Consider the following 20,207-nt stretch of genomic DNA (forward strand, 5'->3'; position numbering starts at 1 on the left):
ACGAAAATTTCAGATATTATAGCCTTTTACTTGTTTCCGGACAACCTCTTATACTTTCATGTCAATTTTATAAATCAAATTTATTTCTGTGAGTAGCTACAATTTAAAGACCTTGCTTCATCAATGTAATGGAACAAAACCTTTTTAGTAAGTTCAAAACCCTCTAAAGTTTCTCCTTCGCATCTTGCTGTAATGCAGTTTTGCGTATTTGATACCCTAAGAAGCCACCAACCTTTATTATCGGTTACCTTAACACCATCAAGATCTGAAAATACAATATTTTGCTGCTCCAGTGTTTTCTTTATTGACTCAATTATTTGAAACTTTTTCTCATCTTTCACTACAATCTTCACTTCATGAGTGATATATAACTTCGGTAAATCCTCAATCACCTGAGATAGGCTTTGGTTTTTCTTAAGCAAAATGTCAACTGCTTTAACAGCAGAATATAGCCCATCATCAAAACTTAGCTCAGAAAAGAAGAAGTGCCCGCTTAATTCACCAGCAAACTTTGCCTCTTCCTCTACCATCTTCTTCTTAACTAGTGAATGTCCAGTAGCACAGGTGATAACTTGCCCTCCTAACTTGCTAACAAAATCATGCACTTTCATACTCATTTTTACGTTAGCAATAACTTTGCTTTCTGGATATTCCTCCAACACTTCACGTGCAAAAATTATAAATAAATGGTCATTGGAAACAACGTTGCCTTTATTATCAATTAAGCGCACCCTATCGCTATCGCCATCTAGCGCAATGCCAAGATCACATCCATATTCCTTCACAATGTCAATCAATTGAGCAAGATTTTTTTCCTCTATGGGATCTGGATCATGCAGTGGAAATGCCCCATCTATAGAGTTATTGGTTACGATGTGCGTATGACCAGGCAAGATCTTTTCAATATACCTTATAATTCCACTTGCTGGACTATTTCCACAATCCCAGGCTATTTTTAATTTCTGTGTAGTATCGTTCTTCACTGCACTTTTCAATATGCTAATGTACTCACTATATATATTTATGTTAATTAAGCTTCCAATTCTTGTGCTGTTTTTAATTGGACTGCTTATAATTTCCTTCATTTCTTGATCTGAGAAGACTTTTTTATTACTAAAAAATTTAAAGCCATTATATTCGCTGGGGTTATGAGAGGCAGTTATTATGATACCAAGATCCGCCTGTGTGATTTGTGTTGCAGCGTAAAGCATAGGTGAAGAGCATAGCCCAACGCGTATAACATTTGCACCGGATAAAGTTAAGCCCCTAATTAATTCTCTTTCTATACCTGGTGAATCTATTCTGCTGTCGTAGCCGACACAAACACTAGCTACGGTTTGGCCAAACTTTCTACCTATCTCGTACCCATCATTAATCTGCAAATCTTTGCCTACTATACCTCTAATATCGTATTTTCTTATAATGGTATTGTCCATACTGTACTTCTTGAAGTGACTACTATATAACATTTTGGCCAAATGCTCAAGTTTATTTATCCAACAATTAGTTGATTTTTTAAAGAAATCTGTTAATATCATAGTATATTTTTTAAAATGTAAAATTATGCCACAGGAAAACGAAAATGTATTTATAGCTGAAAGTCAAAGTTTAGATGTAGATGAACAAAAGAAAAATGATACTTTAAATGTCATTGAATCTTGCAACGATCTTCAGGATTTTATCAAAAGACTGGAGGAAGAAAATTTAATCTGGTACTTTATTGGTCCTTTACGCAAAGATGAGGACATTACAGGACAGATAAATTTAAAGTGGGAAAAGGAGTTCCAAAAATTTGAGCAATCAATAGACGCAATGCATAAAGAACTTAAGTCGTCTCTGCCTGGTCAAAATTTCTTAGTGTATCCAACAAAGGATAATGACTTCAAAATTAGATTTGAAAATGAAGAAAAACCAATAGAAATTAGCAATATTTTAAGGACCAGCAGTGAAGGTAAGGTTTATAACATATCTTTAGGGAAAGATAGTCAAATAACTGCAACCAAAAAAGGCAGCGAAAGGCACTATGATTTTACTGGTTCAAGCTCATGTGAAATGACCATTAATTGGCAGGCTAAGGATTCTGAAGGTAACAGCATAGACTGTAGCATGACCGTAAAATTGGATTCTGGTGGTATACAGAGTGTTATTGGTGAGCCAAAATTTGGAGGAATAACGAGTTCAGAAGAAGTATTAAAGTTAGTTGGACAAAATAAAGAAGTTTTTATCAACGGAAAAACTCTGTATCAAGCTTTTACTGGCATATCCAAGAGTGTAGACGATCAGCAAGTACCAGCAGAGGAAATATTTACAAAAGATCTACATATATCACCACAGTCACCTACACCAAGCAGCAGTGGGTATTCCTCTCCTAGCACACCTTCTTCACGTAGAAGTTCTATATCCACCAGCAGTGAATTTAGTGATGAAGATGAAATATTTGAGGATGATATGTCTGGTGATGAAGAAGAGTATGAGCAAGAAGGATTAAAAGATGAAGTTGAGGAATTAGAGGAAGAAAAAGAAACATTTGCTAAATATTTTGCAGTGCAGGCAAAGCAGCTTGAGGATCTAAGAGGTTGTCCGGAAACTAGTAAATAAAGTCAATGAACAACAGCGAGCGATATTTGAAAGAGGTCAAAGAATAAAGGAACAAGAGGAAGAACTACAGGATAAAAATGATGTAATAAAGAACTTAAATGATCAGTTGAAAGATAAGGAAGGTGAAACAAATGAGGCAAATAAAGAATTACAGAGAAAATTGAAGCAAAGTGAAGCTAATTTAACTGTACTAAAGGAAAAGAATGCAAATTTGGAGAATGACCTGAAGAAAATAGTGGAAGGTTTAAAGGATGATCATAAAAAGCAGTTGGCAGAACAGTTAATGGAAACAAAAAAGGAAAACAATACATTGGCTGAAACGGCGAGCCAATTGTCTAAAGAATTAAATGAATTACAGAGAGAAAAGGAAGATTTAGAGAGGGAAATTCGACAACTTGAACCTGGAAGATCACTTGCAGATGAGCTAAGCGAAGAAAATACGAAGAGGGAAATAGAAAAACTTCAATATCAACTTAAGGAAAAGGAAGGGATGTTAACGTGTACACAGGAAGAGCTGGCATCTGTCAAAGAGAGTCTAGAGCAACTGCAGAACATATTACAGCAGGAAAAAGGTCAGGCAACTCAAACTGAAGTTGAATATGAAAGTAGAGGAACAAGCATGCAGCAGCAAGACCAAGGTATACAAGCTGTAAACAACAACTCAAGCAGAACAGCTAGTGGGTTAAGACAAGAAAACAAAAAATTGACTAGAGACAAACTAACTATATCTGAACAATTAAAACAAAAAATAAGAGAGATTGACGAGTTAAAGAAAAATTTAAAGCAACTGCAAGAAGAAAATAAACAACTAAAACAAGAAGTTACCAAAAATGCAGGAGTTGATGCATCATCTTCAACAGGTCAAAAAGAAGCTAAAGAAGCAAAAGTTATACCGCAAAACATTATGGATTGGCCTGTTCCAATTCCAGATGATAAACCGGAAGAGCAGAAAACTCCATTAGAGCCAATCAAGGTAAATACAGAATTATCAGATCCAAAATCAATCCCTGCTGAGGGTCCGGAAAAATCTCCTCCTCTTTCAAAATGATGAGTTTTGCTTCTATAGCTGACCCAAGCAACACGTCATCCCGCGATTTATTCGCGTTATCTCAGCCGCTAACACGTAGCGGGATACTTAACCGTCATACCGTGATTTATTCACAGTATCTCTTAGCCACTAACAAGCAGCGGGATGACAGCAATCCTACGTCATGCCGCCGCGGTACCTCTAGATCCCGCTAACTAGTAGCAGAATGACGAATTTTTGTTTTTCAAATTATAGCTAAACATACTGTAATTGCTATTGAATGATGGAGAGACATACTCCATTATTTTAGCACGAAGTAACAAATTCAATGAATTGGTTCTTCAAAAATAATTTAAACTTTTACAGTAGGTCATGAAATATTATAGCGATCTCATTAAAAGAAACTTTTATAAGTATCGTTGATGAGAAAGGAAAAGTTGTTAAGGAAGAAGTTGTTGCAAGCGAAAGTAAGGCAATAGCAGATTAGCCAAGGCAAAAAATACGAACCCATAGGAATAGAAAGTGGATAGTTGTCAATATCAATGTGCAAAGAGTTAAGGAGTTTTGGATTACCAGTAATTTGTGTAGATGCAAGGCATATGGCAGCAGCGTTGTCTGCAAGAATCAATAAGAATGATAAAAACGATGCGAGGGGTATAGCGCAGATGATGAGAAGTGTTAGTAAAATCAGTTGTCAAATTAAAATAGCGCTTGGAAGCAGAAGACAGCTAATGTGTAGCAAACAGCAGGTTATTGGAACAATAAGAGGGTTGTTGAAGATACATGGTCGGTAAAGGATCAAAATTTGAAACTTTCGCTTTAAGAATACAAGAGGCAATAAATAATTTGGATGAAATCAGTAGGAGTTCAATTGAAGCGTTAGTTTGTAGTTTGGAAGCAGTAGAAAAGTCATTAAGAAAGCTTGACAAAATGCTTTCAGAACAAGGTGAAAAAGACGATGATTGTAAATTGTTAACTACTGTTCCAGGAGTGGGGATTATAGTAGCAATGACGTATAAAGCTGCAATTGATAACCCACATAGGTTTGAGAAATCTGATACAGTTGGAGCATATATAGGGTTGACACCAAGGCAATATTCTTCTGGAGAAGTTGATCGGCATGGCAGCATATCAAAGATGGGACCAGCGGAATGTAGAAGTATGTTATATGAAGCTGCACAAACAATGCTTACAGTTACCAAGAGGACATTTAAATTAAAAAACTGGAGTTGCGAAGAAAAAAGGAATGAAAAAAGCAATTGTAGCAGTAGCAAGAAAATTAGCTGTAATTATGCATAGGATGTTGGTTGATAAAACAGAATTTTATTATCAATAAACATCAAAAGAGCATAGGACAATAATTTTATTGAAAATAAAGATAGCAATGCCGATGGAAGGGACAAGCAAGAACTTAGTTAGACTTCGTGGTAAACATGTTACCGTCCACTTCCGCCTAACAAGTATAATGCGGCTTGACAAGTTTATTGTCATCTCAGACCGCGGAGAGAACCATATGCTACTTTTCACTTATGTAAAATTACCAAGGATTATGGAGAAGATATGCTGTTTTGATTTGTGTGAAAATTATTGTTGACTTATGTGCAATTAGAGAACCTAAGTCACTTTAGCTATAATTCAGAATTGAGAGCTTTTAATAACTCTCTAACTCCCACTTAGGTCTTGGTGCAAAATTAAGTGGATCTATATAATTTTTCTGTAACCTTTCAATTCCTGTCCATCCAACCATAATTGCATTGTCTGTACATAGGTCGTTAGGGGGAAAAAATATGTTTAAGTTTATGTGTTGTTTTAATTTTTCTCTCAAGAAATTATTTGCTGCAACTCCGCCGGTAATCACAAAGTCATTGATTTTGATATTTAAAGATTCGGCCATAATAATTGCATTACTAACCCTGTCCAGCAGTATGTCACTAATACACTCTTGAAACGAAGCACATACATCACACACATCTTGCTCGCTCATTTTAAGTTCTTGTACTAAGTTTTTTACTGCTGTTTTAATCCCAGAAAACGAAAAGTTACATCCAGAACGTTTTATCATTGCCCTTGGCAGTTTGAATCTTGTGCCATTGCCTTTTTTAGCCAACTTTTCAATTAATGGGCCTCCTGGGTAGCTTAAACCCAGCATCTTAGCAACTTTATCAAATGCTTCTCCTAGTGAATCATCGAGCGTTTCTCCAAGTTTAATGTATTTACCTACATCCTGTGCAATTAAAAATTGACAGTGACCACCTGATATTAGTAGGACTAAAAATGGAAATTTTACCTCATGCAGTAACCTAATAACCAATGCATGCGCTTCTAAGTGATTCACTGCAATGAATGGTTTTTGTGCTACATGCGCAATTGCTTTAGCCATCATTGTACCAACTATTAATCCACCTATGAGTCCTGGTCCTGATGTTGCTGCAATTGCATTGAGGTCACAAAAGTTAAGGTTAGATTTTTCCACGGCGCTTTTTATTAGACCACTTAAATGCTCCATATGAGCACGTGAAGCTATTTCAGGGATCACCCCACCACGTTTTTTGTGTTCTGCTTGGGAGAGAATTTCGTGAGCAAGGACTTGCTTGTCACTATTTACAATCGCTACTGCAGTTTCGTCGCAGCTTGTTTCAACAGCTAAAATGGTTTTCATGTATATTTAGTTACTGTATTACCAAAACTATACTTTGAAACGCTGTAGAAGTTAACTGCAAAGTTAACTTCTATAGCTAAAAGATTTACCGACAACCGTCATTCCGCTACGTGTTAGCTGATGAGATACCGCGCACAACTGTACGAACATTCATTCTTAAAGGTAAACTGCACAGCAAATGGTGTCATTCCAGTGCTTGACACTGGAATCCAGCCTTGCCGTAATCTCATCAAGAACGTTGTGTTTTAACATAAGATCAGCCACTTTTATGCTCACCAACTTAGTGCCCAATCCAAATTCCTGGATTCCAGTGTCAAGCACTGGAATGACACCATCTACTACTCAAATTACCTGCAAATTGCAATGTTCGTACACCAAAAGAATGAATCGCGGTATGACGGTTCGCGGCGGCATGACGTAGGAAAACCTGCACTATAAGCTAATCATCATCTCCAAATATAGAGCTAATTTTTTTGCCCCCAGGAGAAAATTTATTAGTCCAACTGCTTTGCACTTTGGTTACGTCTTTAGTGGCAGTTTTATTGCTGTATTCCTTGATTTCCTTATCTATTCTCTCCATCATTTGTGAATCAAGGTAGCTCTTTTTCCATTGGCCAGTAGCAAGGAACACTTTGTTTAAGTCTTGAGTGCGGATTAAGTATTCTTTATCTTTAGGGTAAACCTCCTGCGCCCAAGCAAATAGCTCAAAATAGCGTGCAAATAATTCAGATGCACGTGATTTTGCAGTTTGATAAGCCTGTATCTCCTTAAATATAACTTGGCCGATAATTTTCTGCACAAGAATATTTGCTTGCTTTAGGTTCTGCTCAATATCCTGGTAAACTTTATGGAGAAATTCCTGTTCCAAACTTAAGTTCAGTTCATTTTCAACCATGTGTGAAAGTTCATGCACTATAATGTATGGGTTTGACTTCCTCAGTACAATAACATATCTATTTACACTGGAAGACCTGATTGTCTTACACACTCCCTCTTCCATATCCACTAATCCCTCTTGGTATATTTCAAATGAGAGCCTGTTTTGCTTTATTAGTGATAAAGTGAGGTTTAATGTGTTTCTAAACTTCTCAAATTGATAGAGATATTCGACATACCGTATTGCATTTTCACTGCTTCCTACTTGAGTTGCTTGTTTTATTAAATTCCTGATTAGCATACCTTATTATTAAAGGAATTCTTTTTATACTCAAGAATTGATTGGCTACAAAGTGTTTTTAGGNAGCCTGATTGCATAGCTAAAGTAATTCATGTTTACTGATAACCGTCATACCGCTGCTTGTCAGCGGGATCTATGGTGAGATACCGCGAATGAATCCATAGCTGTACGAACATTCATTTTTGAAGGTAAATTGCACAGCAAATGGTGTCATTCCAGTGCTCTTTTTTTGTCATCCCAGTCTGGGATCTATTTTGCATGTAACTCCAATTGTGTTTTGGCATAAAACGCGACACGTATTAGACTTATTTGCAAGCAAAGCTTGCTAGATCCAAGTAGTCAGGACACTGGAATGACACCATAGGGGCACTGCCGTCATAAAGGAACCAGTGTCAGCTACTTGGATGACAGCTAGCCTAACAACCGTCATCCCGCTGCTTGTTAGCGGGATCTAGAGATACCGCGGGGTTGTAAAGTAATTTTTTACATCTAATGCTCGGCCAGTGCCTGCATGATACCACGTATTATCTATACCAAGGTGTTCTGCTTGTAGATATTATACCAACAATCCACTATTTTTTTTATGTCTTGTGGTTTAGTTTCTGGACCTATACTGATTCTAATTGAACACTCTGCTTGCTCTTTTGTTGCCCCCATTGCAAGCAAAACATGGGAAGGCTCAACTTTTCCAGAAGAACATGCGGAGCCATTACTAACTGCAATATGATTCAAGTCAAAATGCATAAGCTGCACATCACTCTTTACTCCTGGCATATAAATAAAACTTGTGTTTGGCAGCCTCTTAGAGTTTTTACCGAAGATTCTTATGTCACTGGCAAGATTTAATAATTCACACTCTAATTGATCACGTAGCTCCTTTACTTCATCCATTTTTGATAGAAGGTCTGGAATATTTTGCAGTGCAGCAGAAAGGCCTGCAATCGCAACAATATTTTCCGTACCACCACGAAATCCCTTCTCTTGTCCACCACCTATTATAATAGGTTCTATCGCAAGTTCTTTATTGAATATTAAAACTCCACTGCCTGCTACACCGCCAAATTTATGGGCGGATAAAGTGAGTAAATCCACTCCTAAATCTTCCATATTAACTTTAATTTTCCCAACACTTTGAGCAGTGTCAGTGTGGCAAATTGCTCCAAATTTGTGGGCTATTTCAGCTATTTCCTCAATAGGTTGAATAACTCCGGTTTCGTTATTTGCCATCATAACTGAAACTATTGCTTTGTTTCCTTTAAGTTCGCTTAGAATTTTTTCTAGCTCTAAAAAGTCAACAATGCCCTCCTGATTAACAGGTATTATATATGGATTACATGCAGAATTAAGAATTGAAGGATGCTCTATAGCTGAAATTATATGCAGGTAGCCTGCTATTCCTCTCATAACAAGGTTATTCGCTTCAGTTGCACCAGACGTAAAAACTATTTCTTTATCACTTGAGACGCCAATAGCACCACGTACGTTATCTCTTGCATCCTGAAGAATCTTCCTCGCTTCTTGTCCTCTTTTATGTAGTGATGATGGATTGAGCGTTTGTTTTAACAAGACCTCAAATATACTTTTTTTTACATTTTCACTAATTGGAGCAGTTGCATTGTAATCAGCATATACGCAACCACTATTTTCTAAAGAGAATGGACTCATCTGTCACTTAAATAAGTTTACCATCAACTATAGCCATAACTATGTACGTTAGCTTTAACACGATAAAAAATTTATTGCAAAAACAGCGAAATTAATACATAATTAATAACTCACGTCATTAATACCTGTCAAGCGGGTTCTTATTAGGGGTTACCATGGTTGAAGTTTTTTTGAATAATGCAACAAGAAAGATAGAAGGTGAATACCACCAAAGCAAAGATGCCAACGCGCCGGTTGTGCTGGTTTTACATCATCATCCTCAATATGGTGGTAATATGGATAGTAAAATTGTACATAGTACATATACGTCTTTTATCGATAACAATTTTTCTGCATTGAAAATTAACTTTCGTGGTGTGGGAAAATCTACCGGAACTTTTGATAAGGGTATAGGAGAATTAACTGACGCTGCGGTAGCCATTGATTGGCTTCAGGAACATAATCCTAGCAATGTTCCAATTTGGATCGCTGGTTTTTCTTTTGGAGCATGGGTGGCTATGCAGCTAACAATGCGCCGCCCTGAGATAGTGGGTTTTATTGCTCTTTCTCTTCCGGTAACTAAGTACGATTTTTCTTTTCTTTCTCCCTGTCCAGTTTCTGGGCTTATAATACAAAGCAGTAATGATACAATCTCAGAAGAAAGCGATGTAACAGAATTAGCAAAAAGGTTGATAAATTCAGTAAGAAGTGATCACATGAAATACTATATAATAGATGATACTAATCACTTTCTAAAGGATAAAGAAGAGGAAGTGACTCAAATCGTGGACAATTATATAAAACTGCGCTTGAATAGTGCAACTATTTCTTTTCAAAAGGTCAAAAAAGAGGTAAGGGTAAAAGAATATGCCTAATCTTTACAAACAAGAGAAATGAGTGTAGTAATATAAATGAAAAGGTTTTGTTATGTTTAAAAAGCTATTATTTTTTGTTTTAGCTGTGTTTATGTTATCGGGGTGTTCCCTAAGTAAACAGCGTAAGTTAAAAAGTCCGTGTATAAAAAGCAATGAAAGCATTTCATGCGAGTTGTACTCTGTTAATGATCATTGGTTAGATAAGTATAAGGCATAGAAATTGTGCTATTTTTCCTATTCACAACTTCACTAATGATCGATCTCTCAATTGGAAAATGCAGTCTGCCTTTTCTGCAAGGAGATGATTGTGTGTTACTATAAGCATAGAGCTGTTATTTTCCTTTACGTATGAATGTAGCAGTAAAAACACGTTAAAAGAATTTGTTGGATCTAAGTTTCCTGTTGGCTCATCTGCAAGTAAAAGCTTTGGAGAATTTACAATGCTTCTTGCAATTGCAACTCTCTGCCTTTCCCCACCCGAAACTTCAGATACCATGCTACTTGCTTTGTTTTCCAGACCAAATTTTTCCAACATTGCTTGCGAATTTTTTTTTGCTTCAGCTTTGCTTTTTCCTGCAATGAGTTGAGGAAGCATAATATTTTCCAACACCGATAACTCTTGTAACAAATAGTGAAATTGATAAACAAAACTAAGAAAATTTCTTCTTACATGAGTTTTATGCTTATTACTGGCTTGTGTGCAATTTATTCCATCTATCGTAACTATACCTGAAGTTGGCTTGTCCAACAAGCCTGCGATTTGCAATATAGTTGTTTTCCCTGCACCTGAATCGCCAATCAGCGCTACTACTTGCCCTCTTGTGACACTTAAGTTGATATCCTTTACAACAGCAGAATTGTTCTTGAAGCTTTTATCTACGGAAGTTAGTTCTAGTGCTACATTACCACCCATGTTTAAAAGATCCAGAAGGCATCTAAGTTTTAGTAATAATTAAACCGAAAAACTGTTACCACAACCACATTGAGACTTAGCAAAGGCATTCTTTATTTGAAAACCAGAACCACTGAGATCCTCAGTATAATCTATAACTGAGTTATTTAAAAATTTTGCTGAACAATTATCAACCATTAATACAGGGTTTCCATTTTCATCATTAATTACTATATCTTTACCTTTTTCGCTAAAACTGGAGTGGCTTCTATAGTCCTCACTTTCTTCATAGTCATCATCTTCGTCTTCGTCATCAAACTCATCATCGTAATCATCGTCTTCATCATCCAAAGATAGATTTTTATTCATTTGATCCATAAGAAAATTGTATTTGAAGCCAGAACATCCACCACCTGAAACTGCAACCCGTAAAATGGAACTCTTATCCCCTTCCTGCTCTGCAAGAGAGTGGATTTTTTTTAGTGCATTATCAGTTAAGTTGATGTTGTAATTTGTTGACATAGTAACCACCGTTTATTATTGATAACTTATTATAGTAGAAATTTTACATGTCAAACAATAACTTTCTATTAAATTATGCATGTTTTCCAAGCAAAACAAAAGGGAGATACTTCAAAGAGCCAGAAGATGAGAATCGCAGCTGCTTTCAGCGTGATAGGGACCGTATCATTCACTCTAATGCGTTTAGAAAATTGGAGTACAAAACACAAGTTTTTATCAATTATGAGCACGACTACTATCGCACTCGGCTTACTCATAGCCTTGAAGTTGCACAAATTGCAAGGTCCATTGCGCGTAGACTTGGCTTAAATGAGGATATCACTGAATGCATAGCGCTCGCACATGATCTTGGTCATCCTCCATTTGGTCATGCAGGTGAAGATGCTCTAAAGAAATCAGTTCAAGATTTGAATCTTGATAACGAGAAGTATGAGTTTGATCATAATGTTCAAGCTATAAGGATTTTAACTTACCTCGAACAAAAACATGCTGATTTTGATGGTATGAATCTAAGTTGGGAGGTGATTGAAGGAGTTGCAAAACATAACGGTCCCTTGCTTGGTCAAAACGCGGAGTCTTCTACAAATAATCAGCTGTTATTAGAATACAACAAAAAATATGATCTAAAACTTGAAGAATTTTCAAGCATTGAAGCGCAAGTTGCTTCAATTGCCGATGATATTGCTTACAGTGTTCACGATCTTGATGATGCACTCAGGGCGAATTTAGTAACCATCGAAGATTTGCTGAATGTTCCTTTAATTGAAAAAATGTTTAAAGACATAAGGAGCAGATATTCAGAATTGCCTCAGAGCAAACTCATACATGAATCACTGAGTGGAACTATAGGAACTATGATAAGTGATGTTGTTTCTCAGACTGAAAGAAATATTGAAGATCACAAAATAAAAAGCGTAGAAGACGTAAGAAGTCTAAATAAAATGCTAGTCACATTTTCACCAGAAGTTGCGAATGCTACAAAAGAAATGAAAAGATTCAACATGGAGAAAATATACAGAAGCTATAAACTGAGTAGAACGATGAACAAAGCAAAACGCATAATACAGGAACTCTTTCAATGTTTTTATGAAAACCCAGGATTACTTCCCACAGAGTGGAGCAAACTCGCTTGTGAATCTCAGCGTTCAGTAATAATATGTGACTATATCTCAGGTATGACAGATAGATTTGCTATACACGAGCACAGAAGAATTTTTGATACCTCATACGAAATGACTTCTTTCTAATGACTGATGATCATTTCATGTCAATTGCATTAAGGCTTGCAGAAAAAAATCTTGGAAATGTTGCACCAAATCCTGCTGTCGGGTGTATTATTGTAAAGGATGGTACAATTGTTAGTGAGGGATACACAGGGATTGGTGGGCGTCCGCATGCGGAGGTAGTCGCTTTGCAAAACGCTAAAGATTCAACTCATGGCGCAACTATATATATCACTCTTGAGCCATGTTGTCATCACGGAGTCACGGGGCCTTGCACTGCAAAAATCACAAAAGCTAGCATAAAAAGAGTAGTAATTGCAACTATTGACCCAGATAGTAGAGTTTCAGGCAGAGGCATGAAAGCTCTGAAAGAAGCAGGAATTGAAGTTGAGCAAGGTATTATGCAAAAAGAGGCAAAAGAACTGAATGTCGGTTTTTTCACCACTAAAGAATTACATAGACCATTTATAGCTTGCAAAGTCGCAACAACTCTTGACGGAAAAATCGCAACATTTACAGGCGATAGCAAATGGATAACAAGTGAAAATACGAGAAACTGGGTGCATGAGCTCAGAACGAAATATGATGCAATTATGATTGGCAGCAATACTCTTATTAATGATGATCCACTCTTAACTTGCAGATTACCAGGACTCGGAAGTAGATCGCCAATAAGGCTAATTATAGATAGTCAAGGGAGATTAAAGGAAGAGCATAACATTGCAAAGACTGCAGACAAAGTAATAACTTGGGTCATCACAAATAAAGAAGTAGAGAAAAAAATAAAAAACATTAACTACTTAGTAGTTAATTCAAGCAACGCAGGTAAGGTTTGCCTAAAGGACATGGCATTAAAACTTGTTTCAGAAATTGGTATAACAAGATTATTAGTTGAAGGTGGAGGAGTGTTAATCACAGAACTATTAAAGTGTAATTTAATCGACAGGTTGATAATATGCCGCAGTGGTAAAATTTTAGGCAATGATGCCACTCCTTTTGTAGGAGATTTAGGGATTCAATTCATTAACAACTGTTATCAGTTTAAAAAAACAAAGATAATAGAGTTTAGTGAGGATATAGTTGAGGTTTGGGATAGGTCGTCATAATCCTTACATACTCAAACAGTAAAAAAAAGGTATCCGTTCAGCGGAGCGGTAAAATAAAAAGTAGACAAGGAGTGCTAAAAACATAATATCACAAGTAGTATGTGTGGTAAATATGTCTGATCTACTAGCTAGTCTTCTCAAGCTCTGTGAAAGCTTTAAAATAGAGATAGAGCAACTAAAAGCAGAGATAAAGAGGTTAGAGATAGAAAACGAAAATTTTAGATCTGAGAATAAGGCGCTAAGAATCGAAAATGCTGAATTGAAAGAAAGACTAGGTCTGAATTCACAAAATTCATCGATACCGAGCTCAAAAGAGTTATACAAGCTAAAGAAGAAAAAGAAAAAAAGTGACAGGAAAATAGGGGCACAGATTGGGCATGAAGGAAAGTATCGCCCTAAAATGGAAGCAGATGAAGTGGTGAAAATAGAGTTCTTGCGAGTGCGGAGGAGAAATTGCGATATCGAAAGAGCCATACATTCATCAAAAAGTTGATTTGCCAGCTTATGTTGTGGAATACCAATGGCCGCTGTTGCAAGTGTGGAAAAAGAAAAAGTAGCAGGCTACCAGAAGGTGTTACTGCGGATACATTTGGTCCAAAAGTTAAGTCAACAATTGCGGCGCTGAGCGGATTTTACAAGAACTCGAAAAGAGAAGTAGCAAATATTATAAAAAATATTTTCAACCTGGACATCAGTGTTGGTAGCGTGTCAAATAGCGAGGCTAGAGTTGCAGAAAAATGCCAAGAAGCATATGAGCAAATCGAGCAAGAAGTAAGTAAAAGTGAAGTTCTGCATATCGATGAAACGAGCCATTATAACAAAGGTAAACTTGGTTGGTGCTGGATGTTTGCCAGTAATACAGCAAGTTTTATAAAATTGACAGAGTCAAGAGGAATGAAGGTTTTACAAAATAGTAAGTTCTGCAATCGCAATAGCTTACGACAGGTACGCAGCATACAACTACTTTGCCGATAAGAATAGGCAAATCTGTTGGGCACATTTATCAAGAGATTTTGAAAGATTAGCACATAGTTGAAGTTAAAGTTCTGGGCTGTTACTTAAGAAACGTAGCCACTGAATTATTTGCACTAAAAAAGGCCTTGCTAAAAAATGAGATAGATGTTTTTAGATTTACCAGACGTGCCAGAAAGTTGCGAAAACGTACAAGGTATTACTTGAAGCCGTTTACCTGAAGCAATTGGAGCTTCTCGAGTTGCAAAGAATATTTTGAAATCTGAAAGAATGATGTGGAAATTTTTAGATGACCCAGAAAACATTCCGCTGACAAACAACCATGCTGAACAGCAGATACGGCATTATGTCGTTTATCGCAAAAATTCATATTTTACCCAATCGAAGTGGGGAACTTGAACGGATAATTTCATTATACTTGACATGGAAACAAAGGGGTCTCAATCCTTTCCAAAACCTCTTATCTATCATCTCTCACACCGCTTAGCTGAACGGATACAACCCAAGAAAGGTTTTTCTACGTCATACCGCCGCGGTATCTCAGCATAGATTCCGCTAACGAGTAGCGGAATGACGAATTTGTTGTTTTTCAAATTGTAGGTAAACCTAAGCCACTTTAGCTATATAGGATTACTACGATGGATTTTTAAGATAGTTTATGGCCTTCTTAATATCTTCAGCCTTGAATATCGCCGATCCCGCAACTAAAATATCTGCACCTGCTTTTATTATATCAGCTGCGTTAAAAAAGTTAATTCCACCATCTACTGAAATTTGTGTTTTAAGGTTACGCTCTTGTATCATTTTTTTTATAGTAGATATCTTGTTCAACTGTGAATGAATGAATTCCTGCCCTCCAAAGCCAGGGTTGACTGTCATAATCAGCACAATATCTAGCTCATGTATTATATATTCAAGCACACTTGGAGAAGTTGAAGGAACAATTGAAACTCCAACTTGAATCGGTTTTTTTTCGTCGTTTACATTTTTGTATGACTTTATCTTTCTTATCAACCTCTCAAGGTGTGTCTCTGCTTCTGCATGTACAGTGATAATATCAGCACCAGCATTTATAAAGCTTTCAATGTGGTTACCAGGAGATTTGACCATTAAATGCACATCAAAAGGAAGATTGCTATATTTACGTATTGCAGAAACAACGCTAGGACCAATTGTAATATTTGGAACGAAATTCCCATCCATAACGTCTATGTGTATGTAATCCACACCTAAATCGCTAATTTTTCTTACTTCTTCCCCTAATTTTGCAAAATCTGCTGAAAGTATAGAAGGTGCAATTTTAATACTCATGAGCTGCCTTTTTTGCTAAAAAATAACTTATTTTCAAAACTCTGTCACCCTAAGCACCATCTGAGTAGCTAGAGACCGATATCGGTATGCCTATTTAACTAGATCTTAAATTAGATAAAAAAAGGTAGTCTTGATAAAACTTATTTACAGCAAGTTTTTTTACATTTGGACTTTCTGTTTGTTCTTTTTTGTACCCTAATTTATAGCTTATTGAATCCTTGTATAAACTGATCGTTTTGTATGCTTTGTTCATCTCTCTAGGAAAGATGCCGTTAGCAATTACGACGCATAACCCTGTAGCTGTTGCAAAAGCTAGAGTGGTAAATGCTAGATTTTGTAAAAAATTCCTTCCACTAACTTTTTTTTCCTGTATATTAGCAGAGTGCGATTTGTTTGACACTTCTTCTAGATATTCATGCCATATGTGATTGCAGTTCGTACATTTTACCTTTCTTCCAGACGCGCCAATTTGCTTAGGAGATACTAAGTAAGTTTTAGTACAACTATTACATTGTATTTTCATAGCACTTACATATAAGTAGTAACAAGCCCAAATGATACGAGCTACAAATTTAATATCAATATATATATAACAAATGGAAGGTTTGCAACTAAAAAAAACACAGAGTGAGATAAAAGATATTTGGAAAAATAGAGAAAAATTTAATGACTGTAATCTAAAGAAAACAGCAAGAATAGCAATTAAAGAGGTAATTGAGCTCCTTGATAGTGGCAAAATTAGAGTAGCAGAAAAGCTATCAAGTGGAGAATGGGTAGTACATAAGTGGATAAAGCAAGCAATATTATTACATTTTCTCACCGAAGAAAATAAAATAATAGATAATACCAATTGCTGGTTTGATAAGATCGGTAACAAGTTTAGTGAATGGAATGAGGAGAAATTTCGCCGGTTAAAAATTAGAGCAGTTCCTGGGTGTTTTGTTCGCCGATCTGCTTATATAGGTACAAATGTTGTTCTAATGCCAAGTTTTATCAACGTTGGTGCATATGTTGATTCAGGAACAATGATAGATACCTGGTCAACGATTGGTAGCTGTGCGCAAATAGGAAAAAACTGTCATATTTCTGGTGGAGTGGGAATAGGTGGAGTTCTTGAGCCTATTCAAGCTTCACCTGTCATTATAGAAGATAATTGCTTTATTGGAGCACGTAGCGAAGTGGCCGAGGGTGTGGTAGTGAGAGAAGGATCAGTCCTTGGCATAGGCGTGTTTATTGGGGCATCAACAAAGATTATTGATAGAGAAACTAGCAAGGTATTTTACGGCGAAGTGCCACCTTATTCTGTAGTGGTACCAGGGTCTATTCCATCTAAAAATAATATTTCAACCTATTGTGCAGTCATAGTAAAAAAAGTGGATGAAAAGACGAGATCGAAAATCTCTATAAATGAAATATTGAGGGATTAAACTATCTTACTCCTTGTCGTCACTTTTTTTATCATTATTACTAACCACAGTAATGGCATACGCGCATAACTCTGAGAAAGAGACTCCATTTTCTTGAGATAGTTTATATAATTTTTGTAGACTTTCTTTTACTTTATTAGGGATATTCCCTCCACGTTCTTTTACAAGCCAGGAATCTTGATGATGAATTGGATGAGCATCGCTTTTTGGATTTCCTATATATATTGCAAAAGGTGAACTTTGCCCTTTGAAGTCACATTGTACAGTAAATTTTTTTATAGATTCGGCCATTTAAAGACCTCTACTTTTCTTTTTGGTCGATTTTATAGCAGGTGGAAGAGGTGGTTTCTTTATAAAATCTTGTCTATTGACAACACTTTCTCTACCTTCCAAAGCTCGGCGAACATCAGCTCTGCTTAATTGCGACTCTTTTGCTACCTTCATTCCATGCTTTGCCATAATATTAGCACATGCTAGTACTTTTTTTACCAATTCTAGATCACCATTTAGCATTTGAACTAGCACTTGAAACACTTCCGCTAAAGTTAGCCCATCAGCATTTATAACCTTGTTTTCTATAAAATTGACAGCTTCTTCAAATTTGTATTCAATACTATCATCTTGAGGTATAAGGGCAACATAATCGGTGTTTTTGTCGTCCATAACTGAAGCACTATTACTCACAAACTTAAGTTTATACTATATATATAAATACTCTACTATTTTATATTATGGCACGCTATAGTTAAACATTTATTAATAACATGCTCACTTATATACACGAATTAATTGACAAAAGTCAAGGATCAATATCCATCAGTGATTTCATGAATGCCGTTTTGTACCATGAAAAATACGGCTATTATACAAGTAAATTACCGCTTGGTAAGGATGGTGATTTTACTACCGCACCTGAGATCAGCCAATTATTTGGTGAAGTAATTGCAGTTTGGATAATGCATACATGGGAAAAATTAGGAAAGCCATCAAAATTTTCTCTAGTTGAACTTGGGCCAGGCAAAGGAACACTCATTCACGATATAATAAGAGTCACTAAAAAATACAGCAGCTTTTTTAATTCAATGTTGATCCACTTAGTTGAAATAAGCCCTACTTTACGGAAGATACAAAAGGAAAAATTAAAAAGCTTAGATGTTAATTGGCACAAAAATATTGACAACCTACCAGAACAACCAACCATTTTTTTAGCAAATGAGTTCTTTGACGCTCTTCCGATAGATCAGTTTGTATATCATGATGAGGGGTGGTATGAAAATATGGTGACAAAACAAGATGATTGCAGTCTCTTGGTGTCATGCCAGTGCGTGACAGTGGAATCCAGAAAAAAAGAATCATGGATTCCAGTGTCAGTTACTCAGATGACAAATGGAAAATTTTTTAATGGTGCAGTGGTGGAAATATGTTCAGTTGGGGTTGAAATATTAAAAAAACTTGAGAAGAAGATATATAATAATAAAGGAGCTGCTTTGATTGTAGATTACGGTTATGTATACCCCGCATATAAGAGCACTTTGCAATCGATAAAACAACATAAGTATGCTAATTTTCTTGAGAATGTTGGTAATAGTGATATTACCGCACTTGTGAACTTTCAAGCGTTAAGAGATCCATTAAAGCATGTAGATTGTGAGATTTTAACTCAAAGGGAATTTTTATATCTTTTTGGCATAAAAGAAAGAACCCAGGCTTTAATGAAAAGCGCAAGTGATGAACAAAAGAATAGGATCTTTAGTGAATTCTTAAGGTTGACTGAAAATATGGGCACTCTTTTTAAAGCAATGCTATTGATATAGCTAACCCAAGAAAGGTTTCCCTACATCATACCGCCGCGATATCTCAGCATAGATTCCGCTAACGAGTAGCGGAATGACGAGCTTATTGTCATGCCGCCGCGAACCGTCATACCGCGATTCATTCGCGGTATCCCAGCCGCTAACAAAGCGGGATGACGAGCTTATCGTCATGCCGCCGCGAACCGTCATACCGCTGCGGTATCTCAGCCGCTAATAAGTAGCGGGATGACGGTTGTCTCCTAGCTGTCATCCCAGTACTGGTAGACTCAAATCACAATGCTCGTATAGCTGCAACCCTGGAGGTACTGTTTCTCACCCACTGCAAATATTGCACGGTACTGTCCACTTGGTCGTCGTGGCGCGTTTCAGGAAACATTAAAATCTCATACTCAAAATCGTTCAGCCATACTGCTTGATGTGGCAGAAAAACCTTGCCAGACTCTATAATCGGAACAATTTGATGAAATCGAGTGAGCTTGTCATCATGTGGCACTATTTCAATAATCGGTAAATCACTGTTTGTCTTTAGCTCTTGCACCAATTGTTGACCACTTGTTTTTGCTTCGATTAAAATTGCGTGTGGCGTCCATCTTGCAGCTAGTGACAAAACCTGTTCTTTAAGCTTTGGATACTCAAGCTTTGCGCGATATACGTCGAGTAAATAGAATTTATTATCTATTTTTGCCCAGGTGGTGCAGACACTAAAGTTGCTCATGTTACTTGTTGAAACCGCAGTATCCCAACTTTGTGTTATATGCGAGAGATTATCAGGAAATTTTTTATAGCGTTTCAACCACTCTGGTTTAATTATACCACTTGAAAGCGGCAGAGGGTTTTGTTGATATTGAGCAGCAAAAGCGTAACTCCCAAGTTCAGCTTTTATTATCTCAACTTCTTCTTTTCCTCCATCGAGGGGATATAACAACTGACCTTCTTCTCTTGAATATAATATCCTTACAG

The 20,207-nt window shown here is 36.6% G+C and carries 19 protein-coding genes and 3 pseudogenes (1 of these 22 only partly in view); 10 read left to right on the forward strand and 12 right to left on the reverse strand.

Annotated elements, in window-relative coordinates; genetic code table 11:
- Positions 1-80 precede the first annotated feature (80 nt).
- Positions 81-1,436: a phosphomannomutase/phosphoglucomutase gene (locus WG67_RS02960; RefSeq protein ID WP_022626332.1), complete on the reverse strand. Its 1,356-nt coding sequence runs from the start codon at positions 1,434-1,436 to the stop codon at positions 81-83.
- Positions 1,437-1,470: 34 nt separating this feature from the next.
- On the opposite strand from WG67_RS02960, the pseudogene WG67_RS07825 reads away from it, so the two are divergent.
- From WG67_RS07825 to WG67_RS06215, 3 genes and pseudogenes are all read left to right on the forward strand, one after another.
- A pseudogene (locus WG67_RS07825) lies at positions 1,471-3,646 on the forward strand (hypothetical protein).
- A gap of 509 nt (positions 3,647-4,155) precedes the next feature.
- On the forward strand, positions 4,156-4,419 hold the full coding sequence (locus WG67_RS06210) for a hypothetical protein (RefSeq protein ID WP_007552904.1): 264 nt from the start codon (positions 4,156-4,158) through the stop codon (positions 4,417-4,419).
- On the forward strand, positions 4,409-4,924 hold the full coding sequence (locus WG67_RS06215) for a transposase (RefSeq protein WP_083250460.1): 516 nt from the start codon (positions 4,409-4,411) through the stop codon (positions 4,922-4,924). Before WG67_RS06210 ends, WG67_RS06215 begins: the two co-directional genes overlap by 11 nt.
- Before the next feature lie 352 nt (positions 4,925-5,276).
- Here WG67_RS06215 and tsaD read toward each other — a convergent pair whose 3' ends face one another.
- Both tsaD and WG67_RS06705 read right to left on the reverse strand, forming a co-directional pair.
- Complete coding sequence (gene tsaD, locus WG67_RS02980) at positions 5,277-6,284, reverse strand: tRNA (adenosine(37)-N6)-threonylcarbamoyltransferase complex transferase subunit TsaD (RefSeq protein ID WP_010962772.1); 1,008 nt, start codon at positions 6,282-6,284, stop codon at positions 5,277-5,279.
- Positions 6,285-6,440: 156 nt separating this feature from the next.
- Positions 6,441-6,605 (reverse strand): hypothetical protein, encoded by a 165-nt coding sequence (locus WG67_RS06705; protein WP_022626335.1) that lies wholly within the window; start codon positions 6,603-6,605, stop codon positions 6,441-6,443.
- Between WG67_RS06705 and WG67_RS08370 the strand changes: the two are divergent.
- Positions 6,583-6,684: pseudogene (locus WG67_RS08370) on the forward strand (WPE palindromic element domain-containing protein); the annotation flags it as partial. The gene WG67_RS06705 and the pseudogene WG67_RS08370 sit on opposite strands and share 23 nt — an antisense overlap.
- Positions 6,685-6,723: 39 nt before the next feature.
- On the opposite strand, the gene WG67_RS02985 reads toward WG67_RS08370, so the two are convergent.
- Both WG67_RS02985 and WG67_RS02990 read right to left on the reverse strand, forming a co-directional pair.
- Positions 6,724-7,461, reverse strand: coding sequence for a WD_0702 family putative metalloprotease (locus WG67_RS02985; protein WP_010081987.1), 738 nt, complete (start codon positions 7,459-7,461; stop codon positions 6,724-6,726).
- 528 nt (positions 7,462-7,989) lie between these two features.
- Positions 7,990-9,126 (reverse strand): cysteine desulfurase family protein, encoded by a 1,137-nt coding sequence (locus WG67_RS02990; protein WP_010081988.1) that lies wholly within the window; start codon positions 9,124-9,126, stop codon positions 7,990-7,992.
- 155 nt (positions 9,127-9,281) lie between these two features.
- On the opposite strand from WG67_RS02990, the gene WG67_RS02995 reads away from it, so the two are divergent.
- Positions 9,282-9,980 (forward strand): alpha/beta hydrolase, encoded by a 699-nt coding sequence (locus WG67_RS02995; protein ID WP_010081989.1) that lies wholly within the window; start codon positions 9,282-9,284, stop codon positions 9,978-9,980.
- 238 nt (positions 9,981-10,218) lie between these two features.
- Here the strand turns inward: WG67_RS02995 and WG67_RS03005 are convergent, their stop codons facing one another.
- Both WG67_RS03005 and WG67_RS03010 read right to left on the reverse strand, forming a co-directional pair.
- Positions 10,219-10,893 (reverse strand): ABC transporter ATP-binding protein, encoded by a 675-nt coding sequence (locus tag WG67_RS03005; protein ID WP_010962776.1) that lies wholly within the window; start codon positions 10,891-10,893, stop codon positions 10,219-10,221.
- Positions 10,894-10,932: 39 nt separating this feature from the next.
- Positions 10,933-11,394 carry a HesB/IscA family protein gene (locus tag WG67_RS03010; protein WP_010081891.1) on the reverse strand — a complete coding sequence of 154 codons (462 nt, stop codon included), beginning with the start codon at positions 11,392-11,394 and terminating at the stop codon, positions 10,933-10,935.
- 47 nt (positions 11,395-11,441) lie between these two features.
- Here WG67_RS03010 and WG67_RS03015 point away from each other — a divergent pair, with 47 nt between their 5' ends.
- The 3 genes and pseudogenes from WG67_RS03015 to tnpC all read left to right on the forward strand — a co-directional run bounded on the left by WG67_RS03015 (position 11,442) and on the right by tnpC (position 15,182).
- Positions 11,442-12,641, forward strand: coding sequence for a deoxyguanosinetriphosphate triphosphohydrolase (locus WG67_RS03015; RefSeq protein WP_070356885.1), 1,200 nt, complete (start codon positions 11,442-11,444; stop codon positions 12,639-12,641).
- Positions 12,641-13,723, forward strand: a complete 1,083-nt coding sequence (gene ribD, locus WG67_RS03020) for a bifunctional diaminohydroxyphosphoribosylaminopyrimidine deaminase/5-amino-6-(5-phosphoribosylamino)uracil reductase RibD (RefSeq protein WP_070356886.1) — start codon at positions 12,641-12,643, stop codon at positions 13,721-13,723. The genes WG67_RS03015 and ribD overlap by 1 nt, the downstream gene beginning before the upstream one ends.
- Positions 13,724-13,835: 112 nt before the next feature.
- Positions 13,836-15,182 (forward strand): annotated as a pseudogene (tnpC, locus tag WG67_RS03025) (IS66 family transposase).
- A gap of 146 nt (positions 15,183-15,328) precedes the next feature.
- Here the strand turns inward: tnpC and rpe are convergent.
- Positions 15,329-16,006 (reverse strand): ribulose-phosphate 3-epimerase, encoded by a 678-nt coding sequence (gene rpe, locus WG67_RS03030; protein WP_038198978.1) that lies wholly within the window; start codon positions 16,004-16,006, stop codon positions 15,329-15,331.
- 94 nt (positions 16,007-16,100) lie between these two features.
- Positions 16,101-16,529, reverse strand: coding sequence for a zinc-ribbon domain-containing protein (locus WG67_RS03035; protein ID WP_010962781.1), 429 nt, complete (start codon positions 16,527-16,529; stop codon positions 16,101-16,103).
- Positions 16,530-16,602: 73 nt separating this feature from the next.
- On the opposite strand from WG67_RS03035, the gene dapD reads away from it, so the two are divergent.
- Positions 16,603-17,433 carry a 2,3,4,5-tetrahydropyridine-2,6-dicarboxylate N-succinyltransferase gene (gene dapD / locus WG67_RS03040; protein WP_010962782.1) on the forward strand — a complete coding sequence of 277 codons (831 nt, stop codon included), beginning with the start codon at positions 16,603-16,605 and terminating at the stop codon, positions 17,431-17,433.
- Positions 17,434-17,439: 6 nt separating this feature from the next.
- Here dapD and WG67_RS03045 read toward each other — a convergent pair whose 3' ends face one another.
- Together WG67_RS03045 and WG67_RS03050 are read right to left on the reverse strand one after the other, a co-directional pair.
- A complete protein-coding gene (locus tag WG67_RS03045) occupies positions 17,440-17,724 on the reverse strand; it encodes a DUF2610 domain-containing protein (protein ID WP_010962783.1) in 285 nt (94 codons plus the stop codon).
- Positions 17,725-18,096: a hypothetical protein gene (locus tag WG67_RS03050; RefSeq protein WP_022626336.1), complete on the reverse strand. Its 372-nt coding sequence runs from the start codon at positions 18,094-18,096 to the stop codon at positions 17,725-17,727.
- Positions 18,097-18,197: 101 nt separating this feature from the next.
- Between WG67_RS03050 and WG67_RS03055 the strand changes: the two genes are divergently transcribed.
- The gene (locus WG67_RS03055; protein WP_070356887.1) at positions 18,198-19,247 is read left to right on the forward strand and encodes a class I SAM-dependent methyltransferase; all 1,050 of its coding nucleotides are present in this window, start codon (positions 18,198-18,200) and stop codon (positions 19,245-19,247) included.
- A gap of 271 nt (positions 19,248-19,518) precedes the next feature.
- On the opposite strand, the gene terL is transcribed toward WG67_RS03055, so the two are convergent.
- Positions 19,519-20,207 carry the end of a phage terminase large subunit gene (gene terL, locus WG67_RS03060; protein ID WP_070356888.1) on the reverse strand. It continues 763 nt past the right edge of the window, so the window shows 689 of its 1,452 coding nt (coding positions 764-1,452); its start codon lies off the right edge, out of view; it ends in the stop codon at positions 19,519-19,521.

It is taken from the genome of Wolbachia endosymbiont of Drosophila incompta, from assembly GCF_001758565.1.
Classification (GTDB): domain Bacteria; phylum Pseudomonadota; class Alphaproteobacteria; order Rickettsiales; family Anaplasmataceae; genus Wolbachia; species Wolbachia pipientis.

Excerpts from the sequence above, each read along its gene's own strand:
- WG67_RS02960 (WP_022626332.1), bottom strand. The coding sequence starts at position 1,436 with ATGGACAATACCATTATAAGAAAATACGATATTAGAGGTATAGTAGGC.
- WG67_RS06215 (WP_083250460.1), top strand. The coding sequence starts at position 4,409 with ATGGTCGGTAAAGGATCAAAATTTGAAACTTTCGCTTTAAGAATACAA.
- tsaD (WP_010962772.1), bottom strand. The coding sequence starts at position 6,284 with ATGAAAACCATTTTAGCTGTTGAAACAAGCTGCGACGAAACTGCAGTA.
- WG67_RS02985 (WP_010081987.1), bottom strand. The coding sequence starts at position 7,461 with ATGCTAATCAGGAATTTAATAAAACAAGCAACTCAAGTAGGAAGCAGT.
- WG67_RS02990 (WP_010081988.1), bottom strand. The coding sequence starts at position 9,126 with ATGAGTCCATTCTCTTTAGAAAATAGTGGTTGCGTATATGCTGATTAC.
- WG67_RS02995 (WP_010081989.1), top strand. The coding sequence starts at position 9,282 with ATGGTTGAAGTTTTTTTGAATAATGCAACAAGAAAGATAGAAGGTGAA.
- WG67_RS03005 (WP_010962776.1), bottom strand. The coding sequence starts at position 10,893 with ATGGGTGGTAATGTAGCACTAGAACTAACTTCCGTAGATAAAAGCTTC.
- WG67_RS03010 (WP_010081891.1), bottom strand. The coding sequence starts at position 11,394 with ATGTCAACAAATTACAACATCAACTTAACTGATAATGCACTAAAAAAA.
- WG67_RS03015 (WP_070356885.1), top strand. The coding sequence starts at position 11,442 with ATGTCAAACAATAACTTTCTATTAAATTATGCATGTTTTCCAAGCAAA.
- ribD (WP_070356886.1), top strand. The coding sequence starts at position 12,641 with ATGACTGATGATCATTTCATGTCAATTGCATTAAGGCTTGCAGAAAAA.
- rpe (WP_038198978.1), bottom strand. The coding sequence starts at position 16,006 with ATGAGTATTAAAATTGCACCTTCTATACTTTCAGCAGATTTTGCAAAA.
- WG67_RS03035 (WP_010962781.1), bottom strand. The coding sequence starts at position 16,529 with ATGAAAATACAATGTAATAGTTGTACTAAAACTTACTTAGTATCTCCT.
- dapD (WP_010962782.1), top strand. The coding sequence starts at position 16,603 with ATGGAAGGTTTGCAACTAAAAAAAACACAGAGTGAGATAAAAGATATT.
- WG67_RS03045 (WP_010962783.1), bottom strand. The coding sequence starts at position 17,724 with ATGGCCGAATCTATAAAAAAATTTACTGTACAATGTGACTTCAAAGGG.
- WG67_RS03050 (WP_022626336.1), bottom strand. The coding sequence starts at position 18,096 with ATGGACGACAAAAACACCGATTATGTTGCCCTTATACCTCAAGATGAT.
- WG67_RS03055 (WP_070356887.1), top strand. The coding sequence starts at position 18,198 with ATGCTCACTTATATACACGAATTAATTGACAAAAGTCAAGGATCAATA.